At 40.7% G+C, this 24,027-nt stretch carries 23 protein-coding genes; 11 read left to right on the top strand and 12 right to left on the bottom strand.

Annotation, left to right across the window (positions count from 1 at the left end; genetic code table 11):
- Nucleotides 1–4: 4 nt before the first annotated feature.
- Entirely contained in the window at nucleotides 5–721 is a 717-nt protein-coding gene (locus H5125_RS07450; RefSeq protein WP_101086931.1) for an SIMPL domain-containing protein, read from the bottom strand.
- A gap of 400 nt (nucleotides 722–1,121) precedes the next feature.
- Between H5125_RS07450 and H5125_RS07445 the strand changes: the two genes are divergently transcribed.
- Nucleotides 1,122–2,345, top strand: coding sequence for an HD-GYP domain-containing protein (locus tag H5125_RS07445; RefSeq protein ID WP_101086932.1), 1,224 nt, complete (start codon nucleotides 1,122–1,124; stop codon nucleotides 2,343–2,345).
- 146 nt (nucleotides 2,346–2,491) lie between these two features.
- Here the strand turns inward: H5125_RS07445 and H5125_RS07440 are convergent, their stop codons facing one another.
- Both H5125_RS07440 and H5125_RS07435 read right to left on the bottom strand, forming a co-directional pair.
- Nucleotides 2,492–3,556 (bottom strand): 3-deoxy-7-phosphoheptulonate synthase, encoded by a 1,065-nt coding sequence (locus tag H5125_RS07440; protein ID WP_101086933.1) that lies wholly within the window; start codon nucleotides 3,554–3,556, stop codon nucleotides 2,492–2,494.
- 206 nt (nucleotides 3,557–3,762) lie between these two features.
- Entirely contained in the window at nucleotides 3,763–4,575 is an 813-nt protein-coding gene (locus H5125_RS07435) for a pyruvate, water dikinase regulatory protein (protein ID WP_101086934.1), read from the bottom strand.
- A gap of 126 nt (nucleotides 4,576–4,701) precedes the next feature.
- Between H5125_RS07435 and ppsA the strand changes: the two genes are divergently transcribed.
- From ppsA to H5125_RS07405, 6 genes are all read left to right on the top strand, one after another.
- Nucleotides 4,702–7,071: a phosphoenolpyruvate synthase gene (gene ppsA / locus H5125_RS07430; protein ID WP_101087220.1), complete on the top strand. Its 2,370-nt coding sequence runs from the start codon at nucleotides 4,702–4,704 to the stop codon at nucleotides 7,069–7,071.
- A 130-nt stretch (nucleotides 7,072–7,201) separates the two neighbouring features.
- Nucleotides 7,202–10,249: an FAD-binding and (Fe-S)-binding domain-containing protein gene (locus H5125_RS07425; protein ID WP_182743931.1), complete on the top strand. Its 3,048-nt coding sequence runs from the start codon at nucleotides 7,202–7,204 to the stop codon at nucleotides 10,247–10,249.
- Nucleotides 10,250–10,258: 9 nt separating this feature from the next.
- The gene (locus tag H5125_RS07420) at nucleotides 10,259–10,714 is read left to right on the top strand and encodes a DUF1285 domain-containing protein (protein ID WP_101086935.1); all 456 of its coding nucleotides are present in this window, start codon (nucleotides 10,259–10,261) and stop codon (nucleotides 10,712–10,714) included.
- A 128-nt stretch (nucleotides 10,715–10,842) separates the two neighbouring features.
- Nucleotides 10,843–11,259, top strand: a complete 417-nt coding sequence (locus H5125_RS07415; protein WP_101086936.1) for a MarR family winged helix-turn-helix transcriptional regulator — start codon at nucleotides 10,843–10,845, stop codon at nucleotides 11,257–11,259.
- 152 nt (nucleotides 11,260–11,411) lie between these two features.
- The gene (locus tag H5125_RS07410; protein WP_242445138.1) at nucleotides 11,412–12,044 is read left to right on the top strand and encodes a 3'-5' exonuclease; all 633 of its coding nucleotides are present in this window, start codon (nucleotides 11,412–11,414) and stop codon (nucleotides 12,042–12,044) included.
- A gap of 375 nt (nucleotides 12,045–12,419) precedes the next feature.
- Nucleotides 12,420–12,905: a VOC family protein gene (locus H5125_RS07405; protein WP_101086938.1), complete on the top strand. Its 486-nt coding sequence runs from the start codon at nucleotides 12,420–12,422 to the stop codon at nucleotides 12,903–12,905.
- A 690-nt stretch (nucleotides 12,906–13,595) separates the two neighbouring features.
- Here the strand turns inward: H5125_RS07405 and H5125_RS07400 are convergent.
- The gene (locus H5125_RS07400) at nucleotides 13,596–14,033 is read right to left on the bottom strand and encodes a SirB2 family protein (RefSeq protein WP_243756170.1); all 438 of its coding nucleotides are present in this window, start codon (nucleotides 14,031–14,033) and stop codon (nucleotides 13,596–13,598) included.
- 412 nt (nucleotides 14,034–14,445) lie between these two features.
- On the opposite strand from H5125_RS07400, the gene H5125_RS07395 reads away from it, so the two are divergent.
- A complete protein-coding gene (locus tag H5125_RS07395; protein WP_182743909.1) occupies nucleotides 14,446–14,850 on the top strand; it encodes an NUDIX hydrolase in 405 nt (134 codons plus the stop codon).
- Here the strand turns inward: H5125_RS07395 and H5125_RS07390 are convergent.
- Both H5125_RS07390 and H5125_RS07385 read right to left on the bottom strand, forming a co-directional pair.
- The gene (locus H5125_RS07390) at nucleotides 14,812–15,834 is read right to left on the bottom strand and encodes a Gfo/Idh/MocA family protein (protein ID WP_220487264.1); all 1,023 of its coding nucleotides are present in this window, start codon (nucleotides 15,832–15,834) and stop codon (nucleotides 14,812–14,814) included. The genes H5125_RS07395 and H5125_RS07390 overlap by 39 nt on opposite strands.
- A gap of 3 nt (nucleotides 15,835–15,837) precedes the next feature.
- A complete protein-coding gene (locus H5125_RS07385) occupies nucleotides 15,838–16,152 on the bottom strand; it encodes a putative quinol monooxygenase (RefSeq protein WP_242445139.1) in 315 nt (104 codons plus the stop codon).
- 129 nt (nucleotides 16,153–16,281) lie between these two features.
- On the opposite strand from H5125_RS07385, the gene H5125_RS07380 reads away from it, so the two are divergent.
- On the top strand, nucleotides 16,282–17,151 hold the full coding sequence (locus tag H5125_RS07380; protein ID WP_101086941.1) for a LysR family transcriptional regulator: 870 nt from the start codon (nucleotides 16,282–16,284) through the stop codon (nucleotides 17,149–17,151).
- A 166-nt stretch (nucleotides 17,152–17,317) separates the two neighbouring features.
- Nucleotides 17,318–19,039 carry a diguanylate cyclase gene (locus H5125_RS07375; protein WP_182743908.1) on the top strand — a complete coding sequence of 574 codons (1,722 nt, stop codon included), beginning with the start codon at nucleotides 17,318–17,320 and terminating at the stop codon, nucleotides 19,037–19,039.
- Nucleotides 19,040–19,115: 76 nt separating this feature from the next.
- Here H5125_RS07375 and H5125_RS07370 read toward each other — a convergent pair whose 3' ends face one another.
- The 4 genes from H5125_RS07370 to H5125_RS07355 are packed head-to-tail and all read right to left on the bottom strand — an operon-like array spanning nucleotide 19,116 to nucleotide 21,403.
- Entirely contained in the window at nucleotides 19,116–19,517 is a 402-nt protein-coding gene (locus tag H5125_RS07370; protein WP_101086943.1) for a CBS domain-containing protein, read from the bottom strand.
- Nucleotides 19,514–19,864: a P-II family nitrogen regulator gene (locus H5125_RS07365; protein WP_011637728.1), complete on the bottom strand. Its 351-nt coding sequence runs from the start codon at nucleotides 19,862–19,864 to the stop codon at nucleotides 19,514–19,516. Before H5125_RS07365 ends, H5125_RS07370 begins: the two co-directional genes overlap by 4 nt.
- 3 nt (nucleotides 19,865–19,867) lie before the next feature.
- Nucleotides 19,868–20,641, bottom strand: coding sequence for a DUF1538 domain-containing protein (locus H5125_RS07360; protein WP_101086944.1), 774 nt, complete (start codon nucleotides 20,639–20,641; stop codon nucleotides 19,868–19,870).
- Nucleotides 20,642–20,665: 24 nt separating this feature from the next.
- Entirely contained in the window at nucleotides 20,666–21,403 is a 738-nt protein-coding gene (locus tag H5125_RS07355) for a DUF1538 domain-containing protein (RefSeq protein ID WP_101086945.1), read from the bottom strand.
- A gap of 225 nt (nucleotides 21,404–21,628) precedes the next feature.
- On the opposite strand from H5125_RS07355, the gene H5125_RS07350 reads away from it, so the two are divergent.
- Nucleotides 21,629–22,735: an energy transducer TonB gene (locus tag H5125_RS07350; protein ID WP_162023300.1), complete on the top strand. Its 1,107-nt coding sequence runs from the start codon at nucleotides 21,629–21,631 to the stop codon at nucleotides 22,733–22,735.
- Nucleotides 22,736–22,782: 47 nt separating this feature from the next.
- On the opposite strand, the gene H5125_RS07345 is transcribed toward H5125_RS07350, so the two are convergent.
- The gene (locus H5125_RS07345) at nucleotides 22,783–23,127 is read right to left on the bottom strand and encodes a hypothetical protein (protein WP_101086947.1); all 345 of its coding nucleotides are present in this window, start codon (nucleotides 23,125–23,127) and stop codon (nucleotides 22,783–22,785) included.
- Between the two features lie 355 nt (nucleotides 23,128–23,482).
- Entirely contained in the window at nucleotides 23,483–23,941 is a 459-nt protein-coding gene (locus tag H5125_RS07340; RefSeq protein ID WP_101086948.1) for a CBS domain-containing protein, read from the bottom strand.
- Nucleotides 23,942–24,027 lie beyond the last annotated feature (86 nt).

The raw sequence follows: 24,027 nt of genomic DNA, 5'->3' as shown, positions 1-24,027 counted from the left end.
GGTGTTAATCCGCTAAATAATATTCGATGGTAGATACGACCCGTACCTGTTTAATATATGGCGTGTTTTTATCTCTATTGTTAATGCTGAATTGTCCTTGAGTCGCTTTTTTTATCTTACCTAATCGGCTTTGTGAATCGGTAGCAAATTTTTCAGCAACTGAACGTGCATTAGTGGTCGACTCTTCGATCATTTTCGGTTTAACGTCATTTAAGCGGCTGAAAATATATTCGACTTGGGCATCATAGTTATTTTGTGAGAAAACAATTCCCATTTTACCTAGCTCAGTTAATTGAGGCATAGCCCCGCGAACTTTATCTATGTCATTAGAATATACCGTAATGGTTTGCGACGCCGTATAGCGCAATTCTACTGGTTGATTTCCACCATACTGTTGCGCCAATTTATCGGTAATAGTGGGCGCGGCGAGAGTGATCTGTTTGGGATCGATATTTTGTTCGGCTAAAAAGTTAACCACTTGGTTGTTTTGTGTTTCAAGCTGTTTGTAGAGTTCATCGAGATTATTATTGGCTGCGGTGAATTGTATCGGCCAAATGACGATGTCGGCAGGATATTCATTTTCTGCCAGGCCTTTTACCGTGACGCTGCGGTCGAGTAACTTGTACTCAACAATGGCTTGTTTGAGTAATACGCCTAATGCGCCTAAGCCCAGTGCAATTAATATTCCGAAAATAGCAGCACTACGAGACGAACTTTGCATAACAACATCCTTATTATAGGTGGGGAGTGATGGAGTAGCGTTGGCTTTGTGGCTAACGTTACTTTTTGTTATAGCGTGTTAATTGTCGCATCACACCGTCATGGAACGTCATGAAACGTCAATATTTTCGCTAATATTATGGATTATTGGCAATGGTAAGCACCCAAATTAATGACAATCATAATCGAATATGAGTTGAATATTGGTTTTATGGATTAATTTTAATCCTAGTTTTGCTTAATGCTTGTCTAGCAACAATACTTAGGTTGGCGTATGACTGGCTCATGTTGTTATTTAAATCGATCTGACATTTATACGACTCGGTCATCTAAATAAGTCTGTTTGCGCGATTAATGGAATGTAATGGTGTTAGATTTACATCGTTTTAAAAGGAATTAATATGTCATCTCGGTTAACAGCACCGCTTATTCAACATGGTTTTGATGATGGTTTACCAATATGGCGTCGGATCATTTTCACGCGACTGTTTAGTGTGTTGGCTTTGTTATGTATCCCGATTTACATCACCAGCGTATATCTGTGTATTGTTCAAAACCTTTGGGGCATGGCACTATTTGATACTGTGGCTTACGGGGTATTATTATTCATTTTGTTTTATCCACGAATTAGCGATACACAAAAATTTACTATTGGGTGTTATCTTGCATTTGGTATCGGCATCGGTTTTTTACTCGCTATTGGCCCTTCTGGGGCAGGTTTTTTCTGGTTATTCGTTTTCCCTCCTTTGAGCAGTATTCTTCTTGGCGAAAAAATGGCGGTATGGGCCCAGGTGGCTAATGGTATATCGTTATTATTAATCGGTATCGCTTATCATTATGAGCTTGTTGTATGGCCTGATATAAACGGGTTTTCAACCTTAATTTGGTACGTAGTGGTGATTAACTTTCTCGTCACTAATGCAATAGTGACTCAGTCGACCTCTTATTTATTGGGTAAGTTAACTCACTCATTAGAGTCCACTTTAGCCTCTCGTACGGCAACGGTTATGGGCTTAGCTAAATTGGCAGAGTATCGTGATAATGAAACCGGTGCGCATCTGATTAGAATGCAGCAGTATGCCAATATGCTGGCAAAACAAAGATTAACCGATGAACATGTTCCAGAAGAGTTAACTGACGCTTTTATTCAAGAAATTAGCCTCTCAGCCATTTTGCATGATATTGGCAAAGTGGGTATCGCCGATCATATTTTGTTAAAACCAGGGCGCTTATCGGTAGAAGAATTTGAGCAGATTAAGGCTCATCCAGTGATTGGAGAAAAAGTGCTTAACAGTTTATTAGCGTATGCCCCTCAGTGCACATTTATACGAATGGGACGTGACATTGCCGGCGCTCACCATGAAAAGTGGGATGGCAGTGGTTATCCTAATGGGTTAGCAGGCGAATCTATCCCGTTGTCAGCCAGAATTGTAGCCTTAGTCGATGTGTACGATGCATTAACCTCACCACGATGTTACAAAAGGCCTTTTAGTCATGAAGAAGCGATGGCGTTGATTCTTGAAGGAAAAGGCAAACACTTTGACCCTAAATTGGTCGATAGCTTTATGGTCATTAGTGAACAATTTTCTGTGTTGTCAAAAGCATCTTTACTCGAAGAGGATTAACGTTATTGATAGAGATGTATAAACAACAATGCCAGTCCTGGGGACTGGCATTGTTAAACAATATTATACAGTGTCGATATCAGCCGATATATAAACAGGATTGAGTTAGCTTTGGTGTGCTAGCCCATTAACCGGTAGTAGGGCGATTACTGTGCTAGTAAGGCTTTGCGTTCTTTCGAAGCTTGAGCTAAATCACGTAAAAGTTTTTCAGAATCAGCCCAATGCAAACACGCATCGGTAATACTTTGGCCATAGACTAATGGTTCGTCTTTAACCACTTTCTGGTTGCCTTCAATCATAAAGCTTTCTGCCATAATACCAGCAATTGCGGTACTACCACTGCGCAGCTGCGCCATAATGCTATCGGCAACATTTAACTGATTTTTATGCTGTTTCTCACTGTTACCATGGCTAAAATCAACCACCATACGTTGAGTTACGCCCACTTGTTCAAGCTGTGCGCGTGCAACTTCAATATCTTCAGCTGAATAATTTGGGGTTTTACCACCACGCAAAATAATATGTCCAAATGGGTTGCCGTGGGTACGGTAAACCGCCATAGCGCCGTCTTTATCTGGAGAGTAAAAAATATGCGGCGCCTGTGCGGCACGTACTGCATCAACAGCGATATTGATGTTACCGTCAGTACCATTTTTAAAGCCAACAGGGCAAGACAATGCAGAAGCCATTTCGCGGTGAATTTGGCTTTCAGTAGTACGTGCACCAATAGCACCCCAGGTAATAAGGTCTGCGATGTACTGGCCGTTCACCATGTCTAAAAACTCAGTGGCGATAGGTAACTTGAGTTCAGTGATTTGTTGTAATAACTGACGTGCCATACGCAAGCCTTTATTCGGGCTAAAGCTGCCGTCCAAATCTGGATCTGAAATTAAGCCTTTCCAACCAACAATGGTACGAGGTTTTTCAAAGTACACCCGCATTAAAATGCACAAGTCATCTTTTAGTTCGTGATGTAAGGCCGACAAACGCTCTGCATATTCGAGTGCTGCTTTAGTGTCATGGATTGAGCAAGGGCCAATGATGACCAGTAAGCGCTGATCTTCTCCGGCAATAATTGCTTCTACTTCACGACGTTGCGCAACCAAGTAGTCTGCAGCATTTTGCGTTAATGGATATTCTGAAGCCAACTGAGCAGGAGAAATAACTTTGCTTAATAAGGTTGTTCTGAGTTCATCTGTTTTAATTGTCATGCATATTACCGAGAAATCGTGAGATGCATCTGCATCATATTGAACGGGATTATATACCCAAAGAAGTTCAAGATGCGAGGCTTAGCCTCGGATTCTAACGGTTAAAAAACAGATTGCCGTAAAAGGCAAAGACGAATCAACCTGGGTTAAGTTCGTCTTTTGGTGGTTTTTCATTCTATTTCATGCAAAAAATGATTGTTTATAAATTAGAACATATGACGTTCTAAACCGGTGATATCAAGAATTTTGGTGGCAATTTCTTCAACCGAATGGTTGGTGGTATTTACAAAGGGAATACGTTCTTTTTTATACAGCATTTCGACTTCTTTCACTTCTAGTCGACATTGTCTTAATGAAGAGTAGCGGCTATTTTCCATGCGGCTTTGACGTATCTCATGCAAACGATGAGGATCGATGGTTAAGCCAAAGAGCTTTGATTTGTTGCGTTTCAATGCTTCAGGTAACTTGAGGTTATCCATGTCATCTTCAGTAAACGGGTAGTTTGCAGCCTTTATACCAAACTGCATTGACAGATATAAGCTTGATGGCGTTTTACCACAACGAGACACGCCTAATAAAATAATGTCAGCTTTATCCATGTGTTTCATGGTTTGGCCGTCATCATTCTCCATGGTGTAATTAATCGCATCGATACGGGTTTCATAACCATGGTTACTTTTACCATGAGTTCGGTGTAATAAAGGCTTAGCTTGTACCCCTAAGTGTTGTTCTAGTGGCGCAACAAAGGTGTTCAAAAAGTCATAATCGACACATTCACTCGAAAAAATCACATTGCGGATCTCAGGATTAATGATTGAGTGGAACACAAGCGGCCTTTCGCCTGTTGTAATAAAACAATCATTTATTTGTTGCTTAACTTTTTGAGCTCGCTGAATTGTTTCAACGAATGGAATCGTAAGTGCTTCAAATTCTATAGGAAATTGCGAAAGTACGGCATGTCCAAAAACCTCTGCTGTGATCGCGGTCCCATCTGAAATATAGAATACTTTTGGTGTCATTCTGACCTCTTGTAGTAATAAAATTACAAATAAAATTATAGATTTACGCTTGTTGTATGGGAGTGTAAGATGCTCTTGCCCTCGTGTGAAGTGGCCACTGAAATAAAAACTTGCGGAGATAAAACTGTGCAGCAATACGTACTCTGGTATCAAGAATTAGGCATGGGCGATGTAAACAAGGTTGGCGGTAAAAATGCATCCCTTGGAGAGATGATCAGCAATCTGGCTAATGCAGGGGTTCAAGTTCCTGGCGGTTTTGCAACGACCTCGCATGCGTTCAATGAGTTCCTTGAACAAAGTGGAGTTAACCAGAAGATTTTTGACATTCTGGCGACATTGGATGTTGATGATGTCAATAAACTGGCAAAAGTAGGTGCGCAGATCAGACAGTGGGTTATTGAAACCCCATTCCAGCCGGCATTAGAAGACGCTATTCGTGAAGCTTACGAGCAGTTGTCAAGCGAAACTCAAGAAGCGTCATTTGCAGTGCGTTCATCAGCTACCGCTGAAGACATGCCAGATGCCTCTTTTGCAGGCCAACAAGAAACATTCCTAAACGTTAAAGGTTTTGATGCGGTCATGCTAGCAATTAAGCATGTTTATGCCTCACTCTTTAACGACCGTGCAATTTCTTATCGTGTTCATCAAGGTTACGAACATCAAGGTGTGGCTTTATCTGCTGGCGTACAACGTATGGTACGTTCAGACAAAGCAGCTTCTGGTGTGATGTTTACCATGGACACTGAGTCAGGAAACAATGACGTTGTCTTTATCACTTCATCTTTTGGTTTAGGTGAAATGGTTGTACAAGGCGCGGTTAACCCAGACGAATTCTATGTGCACAAACCGATTTTAGCGCAAGGGCATAAAGCTGTTGTGCGCCGAAATATCGGCAGTAAGTTGATTCAGATGGTTTACTCTGATGATGCTGGCCATGGCAAGCAAGTTAAAATTGAAGATGTTTCTGCTGAACAGCGTCGTATTTTCTCGATTAACGATGACGAAGTCATGGAGCTTGCTAAGCAAGCAATGGTTATTGAAAAGCATTATGGCCGAGCGATGGACATTGAATGGGCAAAAGACGGTAACGACGGTAAGTTGTATATTGTTCAAGCTCGTCCAGAAACGGTTCGTAGTCGTGAAGATGTCCAGCTAATTGAACGTTATCACTTAAAAACGAAGGGTGACGTGATCTGTGAAGGTCGTGCAATTGGTCATAAAATTGGTACCGGTATCGCGAAGGTATTAACCTCGATTGATCAAATGGACCAAATTGAACCAGGTGACGTGTTAGTGACCGACATGACAGACCCAGATTGGGAACCTATCATGAAACGTGCTAGTGCGATTGTGACCAACCGTGGTGGTCGTACTTGCCATGCAGCAATCATTGCACGTGAATTAGGTGTACCCGCTGTAGTAGGTTGTGGTGATGTTACCGACCGTATCAAAACGGGCGACATCGTCACAGTATCTTGTGCAGAAGGCGACACCGGTTTAATTTATTCAGGTAAGCAAGATTTTGAAATCATCACTAACCGTGTTGATACATTACCTCCTTTGCCAATGAAAATTATGATGAACGTGGGTAACCCAGATCGTGCATTTGATTTTGCACGTTTGCCTAACGAAGGTGTCGGTTTAGCGCGTTTAGAGTTCATCATTAACCGCATGATTGGTATTCACCCTAAAGCTTTGCTAGATTTCAACGGTCAGACTGCTGAACTGCAAAATGAAATCAACGAAATGATCGCCGGCTATGACTCCCCTGTAGAGTTTTATGTTGCGCGTTTAGTTGAAGGTATTGCCACTATTGCATCGGCTTTCTATCCGAAGAAAGTTATCGTACGTATGTCTGACTTTAAGTCGAACGAGTACGCAAACTTAGTGGGTGGTGACCGTTACGAGCCAGATGAAGAAAACCCAATGTTGGGCTTCCGTGGTGCTAGCCGTTATATTTCTGAATCATTCCGCGATTGTTTCGCGCTTGAATGTGAAGCGATTAAACGTGTTCGTAACCAAATGGGCTTAACCAACGTTGAAGTGATGATTCCATTTGTTCGTACCGTCAATGAAGCATCTCAAGTCATTGAGTTACTGAAAGAGCAAGGCTTAGAGCGCGGTAAAGATGGCTTACGCGTTATCATGATGTGTGAACTACCTTCAAATGCCTTGCTAGCTGACCAGTTCCTTGAGCATTTTGATGGTTTCTCTATCGGCTCAAATGACTTAACTCAGTTAACATTAGGGCTTGATCGTGACTCAGGAATCATCAGTCACTTGTTTGACGAGCGTAATGATGCAGTAAAAGCATTGCTTTCAATGGCCATTAAAGCGGCTAAAGCAAAAGGTGCTTATGTGGGGATTTGTGGCCAAGGCCCATCAGATCATTCCGACTTTGCTGCATGGTTAGTTGAACAAGGTATTGATTCTGTATCACTTAATCCTGATACGGTCATTGACACTTGGTTATATTTAGCCGAAGCACATGGCTAAATAAGAGTAAAAATTACAGGTTTATTTATTCTCCAACCTGTATTTTTATCAAGTTGTAATAAAAGCCGCTTTTTAGCGGCTTTTTTTTGTTTATAATGGTTACAATATGCCAATAAATAATAAGTCCTCTATGTTACCTTTGCTATCACATAAACAAACATTAGAACCTATCTATCTTGAGTATCTTGACGCGCTTGAACAAAGCGAGTTTGAAGGTGAAATAGACAAGCGTTACAGTGCGCGGCTTATTCAGGCAACCGATAATTCGGTGTATCAATTTTTGCCCCAAGCGGTGATATATCCTCTACATCAACAAGATGTCGAGCTGGTGTTATCGTTAGCGGCACAACCACAATATAAACAAGTGACCTTTAGTGCGCGTGGCGGCGGAACGGGAACAAATGGCCAATCGCTTACCCACGGATTAATTTTAGATGTGTCACGCCACTTAAACCAAGTGCTAGAAATTAATGCCGAGGAAGGTTGGGCGAGGGTACAAGCCGGTGTAGTGAAAGATGCGTTAAATGACGCCTTACGTCCACATGGATTCTTTTTCAGTCCCGACTTATCAACGTCAAACCGTGCAACTGTTGGTGGCATGGTCAATACCGATGCATCAGGTGCAGGTTCATTAGTTTACGGTAAAACCTCCGATCACGTGTTAGGCATAACCAGTGTACTGATTGATGGCAGCGTATTAACCACCACACCAATCGACCAAGATAAACTGGCTGAGCAACCTTTTGGTGACAACCAACTAGGAAATCGCATTGCCAGTCAAGTCGCAGAAGTTTGTCGCGTAAAGCGTGACACCATCATTGAACGTTTTCCAAAATTGAATCGTTTTCTAACGGGCTATGATTTAAAGCATGTGTGGAACGATGATTTAAGCCAGTTTGATTTATCGCGTATTTTAACGGGCTCAGAAGGTACGCTTGCGGTGATCACCGAAACCAAGCTAAACCTGACCCCATTGCCGAAAACCCGCATGATGGTCAACATCAAATATGATTCATTTGAATCTGCGTTGCGTCATGCCCCATCATTGGTACAAGCTAAAGCAACGGTAGTCGAAACGGTTGACTCAAAAGTACTTAACCTTGCCCGCGAAGACATTATTTGGCATTCAGTTGCCGAGCAAATTAAAGCGGTACCTAATAAGACCATTGAAGGGCTTAATATGGTCGAGTTTGCTGGCGAAGATGATGGTGTGAAACAGAAAGTCGCTTTGCTAGAAGAGATGCTCAGTGGGCAGCTCAGCCAACAACAATTTGGTTTAGTGGGTTTTCAAGTTATTACCGACAGAACGGATATTGACAGTATCTATGCCATGCGTAAAAAGGCCGTTGGCTTATTGGGCGCAACAAAAGGCAGTCGTAAACCATTAGCGTTTGCCGAAGATACCGCCGTACCACCTGAAAACTTAGCCGACTATATTATGGAGTTTCGTGCACTGCTCGATAGCCATAATTTACAATACGGTATGTTTGGTCATGTGGATGCAGGTGTACTGCACGTGCGACCAGCATTAGATATGTGTGATGTTGCCGACGAGCAATTGCTGAAAGTGATATCTGATCAAGTTGCCGCCTTAACGCTTAAGTATGGCGGTTTAATGTGGGGCGAACACGGTAAAGGTGTCCGTGGTGAATATGGCCCTGCGGTATTTGGTGATGAGCTTTATGCTGTGCTTGAGCAAATCAAAGGCTTGTTTGATCCTGATAATCGCTTAAATCCGGGTAAATTAGTGGCGCCTCCTAAATCTGGCCCATTAATGTTTAATGTCGACAGCGCAAAACGTGGCAGTTTCGACCGACAAATCCCCGTTCAAGTACGTGATGCTTTTCCAGATGTGATGAACTGTAACGGTAATGGCTTATGTTTTAATTACAGTAGTTATTCACCTATGTGTCCGTCATTTAAAGTCACTGGCGATAGAGTACAATCACCTAAAGGCCGTGCTGGATTAATGCGCGAATGGTTGCGATTACTTGAAGCAGAAGGTGTTGATGTTGACGCGTTAGCAAAATCTAAACCACTAGGGTGGATGCAGCGTACTCAAAATACCCTCAATAACCAGCGCGACTATGATTACTCGCACGAAGTTATGGAGTCGCTTAAAGGTTGTTTAGCCTGTAAAGCCTGTTCGGGCCAATGCCCGGTTAAAGTTGATGTGCCTAAGTTTAGAGCCCAGTTCTTTAATATTTACTACAAACGCTATTTACGTCCAGCCAAAGATTATTTAGTTGCAGGTATCGAAGATTCTTTACCACTGATGGCCGCGATGCCTAAATTGACTAATTTGGCCTCGCAAAATCCGCTGAGCAAGTGGGTGATTAAAAAAGCCATTGGTTATGTCGATGCGCCTAAATTATCTGTACCTACGCTAAAACAGCGTTTAGATGGTCATGCTAGCCGTGGTTATGACTTAGATGCGCTATGCGCGATCCCACAAGCGCAGCGCAGTAAACATGTATTAGTAGTGCAAGATCCATTTAACAGTTTTTACGATGCAGGTTTGGTTTATCGGTTTATTCAATTAATCGAAAAGTTAGGCTTTAAACCCGTATTACTGCCATTCAAGCCCAATGGCAAACCGACTCATATTAAAGGCTTTTTAGACAAATTTGCTAAAACAGCGCAAAACAGTGCCGATTTCTTAAACCGCGTACATGCCCTTGGCATGCCGATGGTGGGGTTAGATCCTGCATTAGTGTTATGTTATCGCGACGAATACAAAGAGGTCTTAGGTCAGCGTCGTGGGCCATTTGAGGTGCTATTGGCCAATGAGTGGTTAACCGATGTAGTAGCAAACCGAAGTGAAGCATCTGCTTTAGCAACAGATGCACCGCAATTCACCTGGTTTAGTCATTGTACTGAATCGACAGCCAAACCTAATACGGCTAATGAATGGAAAGCGATATTTAGCCACTTTGGTGCCAAACTAAGCAGCGTTAATTTAGGTTGTTGTGGTATGGCGGGCACCTATGGCCATGAACTGGAAAACCTTGAACGCTCAGAGCAGTTATTTGAAATGTCTTGGCAACCAAGCATTGAGAAAATTGCTGAGCATAGCCAAGTATTAGTATCTGGTTATTCATGTCGTAGCCAAGTTAAACGCTTTGCTGGTTTTAAACCGCAACACCCTATTGAAGCGTTACTTAAATTACTCGGATAGGTAAGCATAATGACAGATGAAACAGCAGCATTAGGTTCGTATACTCACCCTCAAGGTGTGGCACTTTGCAGTGATGAAGCGCTGTTTCATATTCAAGCTAATGGCGATTGGCTTTACCTCAATAGTCCGTTGCCTGCAAAGTTTGCGGCTTTGTTCAGTAGTATTTTGCACTGTATCGACAATGAGTATTTATTAATCACCCCGGTCGAAAAAGTCAAAGTCACCGTTGAAGCCTATCCATTCCTGCTGGTGGACTATCATCAAGCCGCATTAACGGAAGTTCAGGTAAATGATAGTCAGTTGATATTTACCAGCAGCATAGGTACGCAGCTCTCAGCCATTAATATCGCAGATATTATCGTCACAGATGATGGCATATACGCGCCATTAATCAGAGGCTTGGTGGGGCAATTAAATCGAGCCTGTTATTATCGTTATATCAATGAATACTTATCTTTTGACTAAAAGAGCTTTTCTTAACGTATAGAGATGGTAATCTAAAATCTGTTCAAGTGTGGTTGAACTGCAGTGTAGGCATTAGTATTTGTCTTAACACAGTCAATTTATCTCACTGACGATGTAGGAGGTATCATTTGAAACGCTTTGAAAGTTTAAGTTACCTGATTTCTCATCTTAATATTGCCTTGCAGCAAGAAATTGATACGCGCTTAAAGCGCTACGACTTAGACAGTAAACTTTGGCCGGTATTATTTACCTTATGGCAAGAGGAAGGTTTAAGCCAAACTGAGTTATCTAAACGTTGTGATGTGGCTAATTACACCATGACTCGTCTGCTGGACCATCTGCAAGTCCAGGGATTTATCACCCGTCATCAAGAAGCGGATAACCGCCGCGCATTCCAAATATTTTTAACCGACAACGGTAAAGCGCTTCAACAAGATTTAATTCATGAAGCTGAGTGGGTCAATCAACGTTTTTTAGCGGCATTAGCTGATGACGAGCAAGATGAGTTTATGCGGCTGTTGAATAAAGTGAATCAGTTTAGTTAATAATTTTTAACGGTGACTAGCGCTCTTTATGGCCTAAGATCATGCAATTTGTCGTGTAAAGTTAGCAGGTTAAGTAAACCGTTACCTAATAATTTGGATGTGGCATCGGGCAAATCCAAGAAGCGATTTATGCCTTGTAAATAGCACAATGGATGAATACTGACTCTCTGGAAAATAAGGATCCAATGGAAAGGCCAACAAAGGAACAAATTCGTGATTTACCCATTTATAATGGTATTAGTCTAGATAATATAATCGTTGTCACAAACAAAGCAGACTCGATAAGTGCAATAGCGGAGTTAAGAACACACTCTTGTTTAGGGTTTGACACAGAGAGTAAACCTTGTTTTATAAAAGGTGAGGTCAGTGATGGACCTCATCTAATTCAGCTAGCCACAAAATCTAAAGTATTCTTATTTCCTACTAAATTTTATGAAAACTTTACTGCAATCGCAGAAATATTATCTGACCCAACAATTAGGAAGGTAGGTTTTGGGTTGAAAGAAGATAAAAAAATTCTTTTTAGAAAATTTGGAATTAAATTAGTCAATACAGAAGAACTATCTTCAAAAGTGATGCGTTTTACGCGAATTAAACAACGCGTTGGCGCTAGAGTTGCGGTTGCGATATTTTTTAATCAACGGCTCTCAAAGAGCGCACAACAATCAAATTGGTCAATATTTCCTCTACACGATCATCAAAAAAAATACGCAGCAAATGATGCACATACCGCACTATTAATAGAACTAGAAATTGAACTAGAAATAGAAAGACAGAGCCATTAATCTCCCTAAAGCATGTGAGTCTCTCACCAATCAATAGACAATATACAGTTATTTGGCCAAGTGAATATAGCTGATCGCGATGAGTTAGGTGCTTATAAACTGTCCGCTTTGGCTCTGCGCTTACCTACTCATTTATAAAACCTGCTATTTGATTTCTACTTGATTGCTTTCAAGCTTCTTTGCTGTGCTGAATCTGTCATATTAACTCTGGCTAAGCCATTACTTGATAAAACTTACTTTTTTGACCAATCAATTGTCATAAATTTTAGTTATTAATTTGATAATATTTGATAATTTTTATTTATTATTAGTTCACTGTAAGATTACTCCATCGAAACAAATGACGAATCAATCAATAGTTTTTAGGGGTAAGTTATGAAAATGAATCACGTAGGTTTGATGGTTGGCGACATGGATAAAGCGGTTGAGTTTTATACTAAAGCGCTGGGTCTAAGAGTGGTAATGGGTAACACTAAGGTTCAAGAAGAACGTGAAACTGCTATTGGCAGAATGTGTGTGGCAGTATTTGGTGAAGGCTTCAAAGGCTTTAACATTGCACATTTAGTCACGACTGACGGTATTGGTGTTGAGATGTTTGAAATGAAAGATCGTCAAGAACGTCATGAAGTTGATTTCACCCGTCTTGGTATCTTCCACTTTTGTTTGCAAACAGATGATTTTGAGGGGGCAATTGCACGTACTGTGCAATATGGCGGTAAAGCTCGTATGGATATCATGCGCTACCACCCAGAAGACGACAACAATCTAACCCAAATGGTGTACTTAGAAGATCCGTTTGGTAACTTGTTTGAACTTTACTCGCACACCTATGAAGAAACTTATTCTACTGATTACGAGTAATTTTTTAAGCTTCTCTGCGCAACATGAAAAAGTTACCAAAAGGTAGCTTTTTTATGTCTGGCGGTAAATTTTCTAGGCTACATTGGAGTATTTCAGGATTAGAAACTCCGTTCACATTAACCCATCAAACAAGTGGTAAAGCTTAATTAAGGTAATGCTTAGCTTCTCATCGCATATAAACCGAAAACTAACATGGCCAACGAAAGCTAGCCTGACTCTGATACGCAGGATGCCTTGAAGCACAGGGTCAATGATGTTCCCGATATCATAACGACATTTCCAATATCCATATAGGTCAGATGCGCGAGAAAGGCCTGTCCGGCTCATGCATTCTATTGTAAAGAGTCTTCAACGTCCTTAAATTCACAGTTGAATTTGTCCATTTCTAAGTCAAGCAAACTAACTCGTTTATGTGCAATTCTGAGTTTGATGGCTGACACATTTATGTCCCTAAACGTGTTTTGACTATGGCCCTGCTATCACTATCGCCGTGGCGCTTCACCCACACCAGACCAAGAGGAAGCCCACAGTTGTCCTAAATACTTGCGTAGACGTGACACACTCATGCCTAAAACAAGTGACTAATTATTATAAACATCTTAAATCGGCCTAATGAATAAACACCGAGTGCATAAGCATTTGTCTTATTAATAGTGGCTAAAATTAATTAACCACTTTAATCAAAACAGCTTAGCAAATAGCAGTTAGCATAGACTGGCCTAAGTCATAAAAAACATTAGCACCTTCTTCAATTCCTTTTGATTTAAGATGGTCGGCAAAACCAAGTCGTGCAGTCATTGCTAACCAAAAGATTGTGCTCAGTAAGCCGACAATACGCCACGGTGTTGACTTGGCCCACTTAAGTGCAAAAGTAATAGAGAGCACATACAGTACGAAACCACCTAATTTAGATGAAGCCCAACCATTCACAAAGGGGTACAGGTTAAGTGGATTTGCTACAACCAGATAAATAAAGGTGCAGATAAAGAGAGTATATAAAACATGCGGCCCGATTTTTAGTAATTTATGATTGACCTTGTCAGACCCTTTCATCGTTAACACAAAGTTAATCATAAAAAATATAAACGTAATCGCAATTATTGTTAGATGAGTGTGCTTAACTATCATGTACATATTGTTGTTTCCTAAAAGTAATTTTCATTTAAGACTTATACCGCCTCTAATTTAAAGCAAACCTTGTAACAAACAAGCGTTAGTAAGGTAGCGACTTTTTAAGCATCTTTACCTTTTTAATTAAAATTAATGCCATATGATTACGCAAAATACTGAACTTAAGATTAATCAGGTTGACTTGTCCTAATCAACATACCATGAGTATCGAATATGTGTATGTTTAGAATAGAATTTCTTTCATAAATGTTAGTTGTTTTTATCTATATTACTATGTTCTCAATTACTTATTGAGTAGAGTAGAGTTGATTTGATGTCGTATTCTGAACGATAGATAAAAGTCTAATGCGATTGTTTGAGTGTAGTAATCATCATAGCAATCACAACTAATTTAAAATGGAAAATCATCATGGCATTTAATGATTTATTTAGACTCAGTTCCCACGCTGTTATCACCAATGACGATGGGCAAGTGCTGTTGTTAAAAGCCAATTATGCTGACAAACATTGGGGCTTGCCGGGTGGTGGACTTGACCCTAATGAAACGATTCATCAGGCATTACAGCGAGAATGTTTAGAGGAGTTGGGTTGTGAGGTTGATGTGCAATATCTGTCTGGAGTGTATTTTCACGGTGCGTATCAATCACAAGCTTTTATCTTTCGTTGTCAGTTACCGCAATGCGCGCAAATACAGCTTAGTGATGAACACAGCGAATATGCTTACGTTGCTGTTGCTGAATTATCGACGATTCAGCAACAGCGGGTGAACGAGTGTTTATCGTTCAGTGGTGTGGTTCGCAGCGCAGCTTTCTAACGCGGCGTTATGCCATGTTGTTAGCATTTGCATGACATCCACAGAGTCACTGAGCTGTACTAAGGGTCTTGGTACTGTGTATTGCTTAGTGTCTAATGCGTTAAGCACTGCTTCTACTTGATAGTAAAAACCATTGCCTTTGGCTTCAACGTCTACTACTTCAACATCTTGTTCATATAACCTAACGGTAAAATGATTACCCTGAGATTCTGGTAACCAAGGGTTTGAGGTGAACTCAATACATCCTAAGCTGCCCAAGATAGTAAAGCCTGCGTGCAGACCATAGTCTTCAGCGGTGTGAAGATGACATTGCACGCCATTGCTGTAACTGACGATGGCAGTCGATTCGCAAATATTACCGTCTTGACCACGTCTTCCGGTCGCTTCTATGTGGTATTGCTGGCTCAGCTCGGTGCCAAATTGTTGCTGCATCACTAGCTGCATTAATGATGCAGGGTAACAACCTAGGTTAAATAATGCCCCAAGGCTGGCAGGGTTAACAAACTGGCTAATGGCAGCGCAATATTGGCCGCGGATACTTTTAACTTCACCTATTACACCACTTGCTAGCGTTTTGCTTAGCTGTTGCATAAATGGGTGAGCTAAATACATTAAGCCTTCAAGGAAAAACACCTTGTTTTGAGCTACTGCCGCAAGACTTTCGATGGTTTTTGGCATATCTACGGACAGTGATTTTTCACATAAAATCGCTTTGCCAGCATCAGCAGCTTTTACCACGTATTCATGATGTAAGTGATTTGGCAGGGCAATGTATATAACATCGACTTCAGGGTTGTTGATTAACGCATCAAAATCAGTAAATTGATGTGGAATTTGATACTGGGTCGCAAACTCTGCCAATGTTGTGGTGTTGCGCCCTGCAACGCCATAAATTGTACTTTGACCTTGTGCTTTAATCGCATCGGCCATTACACCAGAGATAAAACTGGTGCCTAATATTGCCCACTTAATTGATCCAGACATTCATTATCCCTCAGTGGTTAATAGTTGATAGTCAAACGCTTGCTGTAGATCGGTTAATGCCGATTTGATAAATGCTTGGGTATGATCGGCTGCAAAGTGGGCATCAAACGCAGCTTGGTCATCATAACGTTCCCAAAAAACAAACTGTTTAGGGTTGGTTTTATTTTGCAGCGCCATTGCAAGCGAACAGCCTGGTTCGCTATTCATATCCACACAAAATTGACGGACAGCTGCGATTCCCTGTGCTAATGGCACTTGGTCTTTAATGTGAATTTCGGCGGTGATGAACACGCCTTGTTGATCCAGTTTGTTATCCATATCGACCCCTTAATAATAATGGGTCATCGTAAACCAGTTCGGCGCAAGGCAAAATGGTTTGATGGTGTTTACAGAAAACACCATAGGTTTATAATTAACACTGGTTTGATGCAGGATTAGGGATATTCAGTGGATAAATTAACCGCGATGCAGGTGTTTAGTCATGTGGCTGAGCAGGGCAACTATGGCACAGCTGCGCATAAATTTAATATCAGCCGGACTATGGTCAGTAAACACATTAATCAGTTAGAGGCCTACCTTGGAATTAAGCTGATTAACCGTACCACCCGCCAGCAAGAACTCACTGAGTCTGGGTTAGTGTATTATCAAGAATGTAAAACGATTTTAGCGTCTATTACAGAAGCTGAAAATACCTTACAGACGATGACAGGCACGCCGCGAGGTAGTATTAGAATTAATGCGCCTGTCAGCTTTGGTAATACCGTGTTAGCACCGATAGTGAATCAATTTTTACTGCAATATCCTCAAATTGATGTGGAATTACGCCTTGATAATCATCTCATCGATCCTATTCACAATAATGTGGATTTAGTTGTGAGAATAGGTGCGTTGGATGATTCGGCGTTAATTGGACGCCATATTATGAATTATGAAATGCAATTTTGTGCGTCATCGCAGTACTTAGCACAACATCCAGTAATACAATCGCGTGACGATTTACGCCACCATCAGTGTCTGGGCTTCAGCTATTCTACCAATGGGTCATTGTCTATTGCACATCAACAAATTTTTGGTAAACGTCATTTCAGATTATTATCAAACAGCGGTGTGGTACTCACCCGGGCAGCCATTGATGGCTTAGGGGTTATTTTACAACCGACTATTGTCGTGAGTGAGGCGATAGCTGCGGGCTTACTGGTGAATATTGATTGTTTAATCCCGCCAGAAGCCATGCCAATTCACTTACTGTATAAAGACAAAAACCTGCCGCTTAAAACCAGAGCATTAATTGATTTTATTGTGGAGCAATTAGCCTAACGGTTGGTATCTAATGGCTCCTTTAATGGCATTATTAATCGTATTAATATTGTTTATAAGATCGAACAAAAATATGTTTGATGTTGCCTGTTTGTTAGACAAAAAGTACATCAGAGGCTAATCTAATATCAAACAATTCGATTGAGTATTTACTATTCGCTTCTTAATGATCTTTTTATTCTTTTATAGTTTTCACGTTACAAGTAAACCTATTGAATTATCAGATGTTGTTGAAGAGTTATTCATTAACGAACACGTCAGTATTCTGCAGGTTGCGAGTGATGATGTTTCGTTTGAGAATGCGTTTATCCAATACCAGCAAGGACAGTTTGCGCCAAATATTGACGGAAAAGTCAGTTTTGGTTTTACTCATGATGTACTTTGGGTGTCTGCGTTGATTAATAATTCAACAAAAAAACCACTAAAAAAGTTTTTTTATCTCGACTCTGCTTGGTTAGATCACGCAGATTTCTATTTTATTCGACAGAGTCAGGTAATAGAAAAAGCATTTACGGGTGACGCCATCCCCTTTAGCCTGCGAACAAATCAAACTCGAATGGTCGCTCAACCGCATGTATTTAAACCCGGTATAACTCAGGTGTTAATGCGGTTTGAGTCAAAAGACCCTTTGTTGATCCCACTGTATTTAACGACCGAAGAAATCATTCAAAGTAATTTAGAAGTGACGAATTATTTTTATGGTTTTTTATACGGCGCTTTTTTTATCTTATTCGTTTATAACATTGTGCTTTCTGTAAGCTTAAAAGACAGTAGCTATATATATTATTCTTTGTATTTATTGTCATTTTTAAGTTTAAATATCGCTTACACGGGCCATGGTTTTAAAGTTATCTGGCCAGAAAATTTGTTTGTGCAGCGCTGGGCAATGATACTTTTTTTATATTGTTACATCATTTTCGGTATCGCGTTTTGCTTTGAGTTCCTTAAATTAAAAGTCTATTTACCTAACGTATATCGTTTTAATAAAACGATATACGCCTGTCTGGTGTTGTTAGTTGTGTCGCTGTTTATATACGCAGATCAATTACTCGCCGTTAATGTTGGTGTGGCATTGACTTCATTATTAGTCGTTATTTTTATTAGCTTAGGTTTTTTAGCCTTAAGAAATGGCCATGCAATGGTCAAATTTTTTATCCCTGCGGTATTTTTAGGTGCGGGTGGTGCAGCCCTTTCTGCCGCAACAACTTGGGGTGCTATTCCGTATAACACGATGTTATTTCACAGTATTGAAGTAGGCATGCTGATTGAAATGTTTATTTTAGCCTTGGCGTTAGCGTTTAATTTAAAACAAGTTGATAAAGCGCGGATTACAGCCGAAGTCATCGCGCAAGTAGATCATTTAACCGGGTTATATAATCGTCGTGCTTTTATCGTCAATGCCAGTCCTCTGTGGGATCTTGGCATGAGAGAACAAAAAACATTTTCGATGATCCTGTTAGATATCGATTGGTTTAAAACAATAAACGATGATTATGGTCATGCTGTAGGTGATGCCACCCTTAAAAGTATTGCCGATACACTAAAGCAACATATTAGAAATAGTGACGTGTTAGCGCGTTGGGGTGGAGAAGAATTTATTATTTTTTTACCTAATACCGACAAATTAGCGGCTATTCAACTGGCTAATTTTATTCGTAAAAAAATTGAAAAAATGGTTGTGTTACATGATGGATGTTCGTTATCAATAACCGCAAGCTTTGGTGTTGCAGAGTGTAATAATCAAATGACAAAATTAGAAGACCTCACCAAAATTGCCGATATAGCATTATACAGAGCTAAAAATAGTGGACGTAATATTGTCTGTGAAATACCGGAAAATTTAACAAGCATAGATCGAGTTGTAGGGCAAAGTCAGCCAATCAGTTAGGTTGCGGTTAGGCTCACTGATCATGAAGTCTGTTTCGCTTCATCATGCTAAAATGCCCCGCTGTAGTATATTGATATTATTTTTTAATCATGCCCTTAAGTACAATATTGTCATAAGTGACAAAACCTAAAATCTCACCCGCTTCAATCACCGGCGCTTTATTGATATTAAAACGTTCAAAAAGTCGAGCCGTGTAGCGTACGTCCATATCAGCAGACAATGAAAGCACTGGCTTTATCATGATTTCGTAAATGTTGGTACGCTCTGGTGACTTGTCTTTGGCTAACACTTTGCGGGCGATATCGCTCATGAGTACCATGCCGAATTCGTCATGCTCATTGCGTTTATTTACCACTAATATATTCACGTTATTGCTAATGGCTTCTTGGATCGCTTCGGCCACTGTGTGCATACCATCAACCATGACGTACTGGTTATTCATGACGTCGCGGTTACGTATAGGGGTTGTGCTACTCATATTTGATCCTCAATGTCTTTACTCAACTTTTGAACCTGATGGGCCACACCAACGGCATCCTCAACATCAATTTGTATCGCAATACCTTTGCCTGAATTAGTGTCAAATTCACCTACATTTGAAATGGTTTCGAGAATGTTGCGGCTCATGTGTTCTTCTACCAACCATAAAATCACATCACGCTGAACATCTAAGGTAAGCCCCATAAAGGTTTTCTTTTTTTCTAAGCCTTCACCGCGAGCATGATTAATTACCGTGGCACCCGTTGCACCTGCAACACGCGCTGCATCAAGTACCTTATCGGTACAGTCATCGTCGACAAAGGCGACAATTAATTTAAAGCGCATAGGTTACTCCTTAGTGGCTTTTCGTTTGGATAAATAGTCAACCGCTTGGGCGTAACCCATTACAGTGATCATCGGAAATAAACTGGCAAAGGCAATCAAGCCAAAGCCATCAATTAATGGATTACGGCCTTCAACATTGGTGGCAAGCCCAAGTCCTAATGCCGCGACTAACGGTACCGTTACCGTTGAGGTGGTTACGCCACCAGAGTCATAAGCTAAAGGGACAATCATTTTGGGGGCATAAAAGGTTTGAATGACCACCACAACATAGCCGGCCATAATGTAATAGTGAATGGGATCACCAACCACAATACGAAAACAGCCTAACGTAATCCCAATCGCCACGCCAAATGCCACTGACATTCGCAGACCTTGAATGCCAATGGTGCCACCAGAGACTTGGTTGGCTTTGATGGCCACTGCAATTAATGACGGTTCTGCGATGGTGGTGCTAAAACCGATTGCGGCGGCAAACACATAAACCCAAAAGTAGTCTTGCCAAATATACGGCTCATTGCCACCATCAGGGTGTAAAAACTCGCTGGTGGTCAATTGATTGGCCATGCTCTCACCGATAGGGAATAGCGCCAATTGTAAACCCACGAGAAAGAAGGTGAGGCCAATAATGACATAAACAAATCCGAGCAATACTTTACGCCATTGGTTTATTGGGCGTTTAAGCACGCCCAGCTGAAAGCCAAATAGAATTATCGCAATAGGTATGACATCACGAGCAGTCAGTAATAAAGTGCTAATCAGTTCATTGAGCAAAACCACTCCTCATTTTATTGGCGATAGCGATCACTGCAAAAACACCATGCCGTATAGCAATACAAAAATCATTGGACTAAGGCTTGCAAAAGCAATTAATCCAAAGCCATCTACCATCGGATTACGGCCTTTAATGACGCTTGCCAGGCCAACCCCTAGTGCAGTGACTAAAGGCACCGTAATGGTCGATGTGGTGACGCCACCAGAATCATAAGCGATACCAATAATGTTGGCTGGTGCAAAGCTGGTGAGGATCATCACCAACACGTAACCGCCAATAATGAGGTAATGGATTGGCCATCCCTTAAGAATACGAATGACCCCAAGTAAAATGGCCAGACCAACCGAGATAGCGACGGTTAATCGTAAGCCCATTGCATAGGAACTCATGGCTTGTTGGTTTGACTCTATCGCACCAGCATTCGCGGCAACCTGCGCTGCTTCGTTTGCAACAGCCGTAAGAGCAGGTTCCGCTAATGTGGTGCCAAAACCTAACGAGAATGAGAAAATAACTAACCAAAATACACTGCCTTTTCGTGCTAATGCTTCAGCCAGTGATTCGCCAATCGGAAATAAACCCATTTCCAAACCAAATACAAAAAAGGTCAGTCCCAATACAATAAACACCACACCCACAAGAATAGATCCAAGTTGTGCAGGCGCTTGATGAAGCACAAATATTTCAAAAAAACTGACCACTAAGATAATGGGTATAAGGTCTTTGAAGCTGCTTAACATCGCTTGGAGCAATTTGATGATGGCTGACATCTTAGCTCCTGTAATGGTTTCGCTGACATAAATAGCCAGCAACTAAATTAGTGTGCCTATGGAACAATATTTCACAACATATTGTTTACAATTATTTGCAGTAAGTTGACGTAGGTCATAAAAATGGGTAAAAGTGGAGGGCTGTTTATTAAAATATTACTCGACCAGTATTTTGCGAAGTGCGAGAAAAGGTTAAGGATAAAATCAAAAAGGATTTAGAACGTTATGAAGACACTTTTACGCTTATCGATAGCAGCGGCTTTTATGAGCCAATTTGCTTATGCTGAACCAGCAAATACAGAAGCTTTTTCACACGCTTACCAGCAATACAATGTTTCTGTTGAAAACCACAACAACCAAGATACGCTGAAATATGCGCAGCAAGCCTATGAGTTAGGTCAAATTAAATTCGGTCAAGACAGCTTTGATAGCGCTAAGTTAGCCATTAATTATGCAAATGCGGTAATGGTTGAACCTAAGAAAAAGAATCAAGGCCGTGTTATTGAAGATGAAGCGACGCTTAAGGCGCATCAATTATTTACTTCTGCATTAGCTGTATACCGTGAAAACGTGACCGATAATGGTATCGAGTTAATCGATCCTTTGATTGGGTTAGCTGAATCGACAACAGATGATAAATACGCGAAAACGTTATTATTTGAAGCAATAGAGATTGCAGAAAAAGCTGACAATGAGTTAACGGTTGCCGAAGTAAAACTCATTACGTTTCATCGCTTATCGCATACCGAGTATTATACCCGCACAGTGAGAACTTTGGCGTTTGACGCTTACGATATTTATACCAGTAAGTTACCAGAGGATGCCATTAAACGAGTTGATGCTACTTACCTCGTTGCTGCGTTATATGATTCCATGGGTAAGCCAAGTCAAGCTATTACGAATTTAGTTGAAGTTATCAAACAATATCAGGCATTACCTTATAGCCATCCCTATGAACTTCGTGCGCATGCCTTGTTAGTGAAACTGTATGAGCAAAAAGGCCTAGGAGATAAAGCCACTGAGCATTGTATTGCGATTGGTAAAATGACGCCATGGAATGACCAACAAGAACAAACCCCGTTATTTAGAAAACCACCAAAATACCCGCAATCATATGCCCAAAGAAGAAAATCTGGTTGGGTGCAAGTTGAGTTTACAGTTGATGAAAATGGTTTTGTTAAATCACCTGAGATTATTGACTCTAAAGGTGGCACCCAGTTTGAAAAAGAATCGATAGAAGCGCTTAGTCAATGGCGTTATGCGCCTAAATTTGTTGATGGTAAGCCAACAGAAGCAAAATCTACCGTTCAGCTTGATTTCACCATAGGTTAATACCTAAGTCAGCTTGTGTTATACCAATCTCATTGGTTATGTTTAACTTAAGTTAACCAATACAAGCTGAGCATGCCAACACACACGACAACGAAGCTAGTTTCGATTAGGAACTGGCTTTTTTGTAGCTGTTTTTTACCTTGATTTAAAATAGTCACCAATTGGTTTTGTTTGTAAATACGGCAAGAGACTAATTCTGTTTGTGGATCGACTATTAATTGAAAACGACACTTTTTGCCATTATTAAGCAGTACATCATGCATGCTTTGTAAACCAAAGTTGAACTTGCGTGACACCACTTTGCCATTAATAAATACTCGTTCTAGTCCGCACCAATTACTCGCTTGCAACTCAATGTTGTCTTGATTGAGGTGGTATGTAAACTTAATCATAATGCTGTCCTTATCACATGATAGCCACGAGCCCTGTGTCTAATAAAAGCAGAGTAATGTGACATTTTCCAGCATATAAATATGAACAATTTACGAAATGAAGCTATCTAGTTGGCAAGCTTAGTAATATTTATTTTTTGGAAGAGCTATTGCCAAAATATGATTTTTCGGCATTTAAATATTAGCGGTTGATGATAAATGAAGTAGGGTTGTATGTCGGAATATACGGATAATATACGGAACTTATACATGAGTATTCGATCAAAAGGACAGTTCAAAAGAACAGTTCAAAAATACAGTAGTAACAGGCAGGTTGTTTTGTTGTTAATGATTAAATAGATGAAAAGCAGACCATTTACTTCACGTAATAGGCCTTCAATAGATCTTTCCAAGTAATAATGCCCACGATGGTGTTGTTGTCTAATACCGGTAAACACCCTATATCGTGGTCTAAAATAAGTCTGGTTGCTTGGTTGATATCGCAATGAGGAGCGATAGTGAATGGATTGTGAGTCATGACTTGATGAACCCTTTTATGCAGGGTTTCAGTGTCTCGAATTAATTCAGCAGCGGTACCGATATTAGGACTGAGCGCCCGTAGAAAGTCCCGATGAGACAATATGCCACTCAATTGCTCGTTATCAACCACGAGTAGATGATGAAAGCTGACATTGTCAAAAATTTCTTTGGCCAGTGTCAGCCGATCATCCATCTCTATGGTAACCACTCGCGTAGTCATGATGTCCGCGACACAGAGATGTTTAGTCGGGTTATCAGGTAATGTCTCTGTCAACAATTCAGTAGCAGTTGTCATAAGCGATTCTCCACGTATTTATTCTTTTATATCAGATAAATATCAGTGTAACAATCATTTAACGGCCAATGACAACGACTTACTCA

Origin of the sequence: Shewanella sp. SR44-4 (genome assembly GCF_014163715.1) — a bacterium.
GTDB lineage: Bacteria > Pseudomonadota > Gammaproteobacteria > Enterobacterales > Shewanellaceae > Shewanella.
Note: the sequence above shows the minus strand (reverse complement) of the source record. Positions and strands in the feature narration are given on the sequence as shown.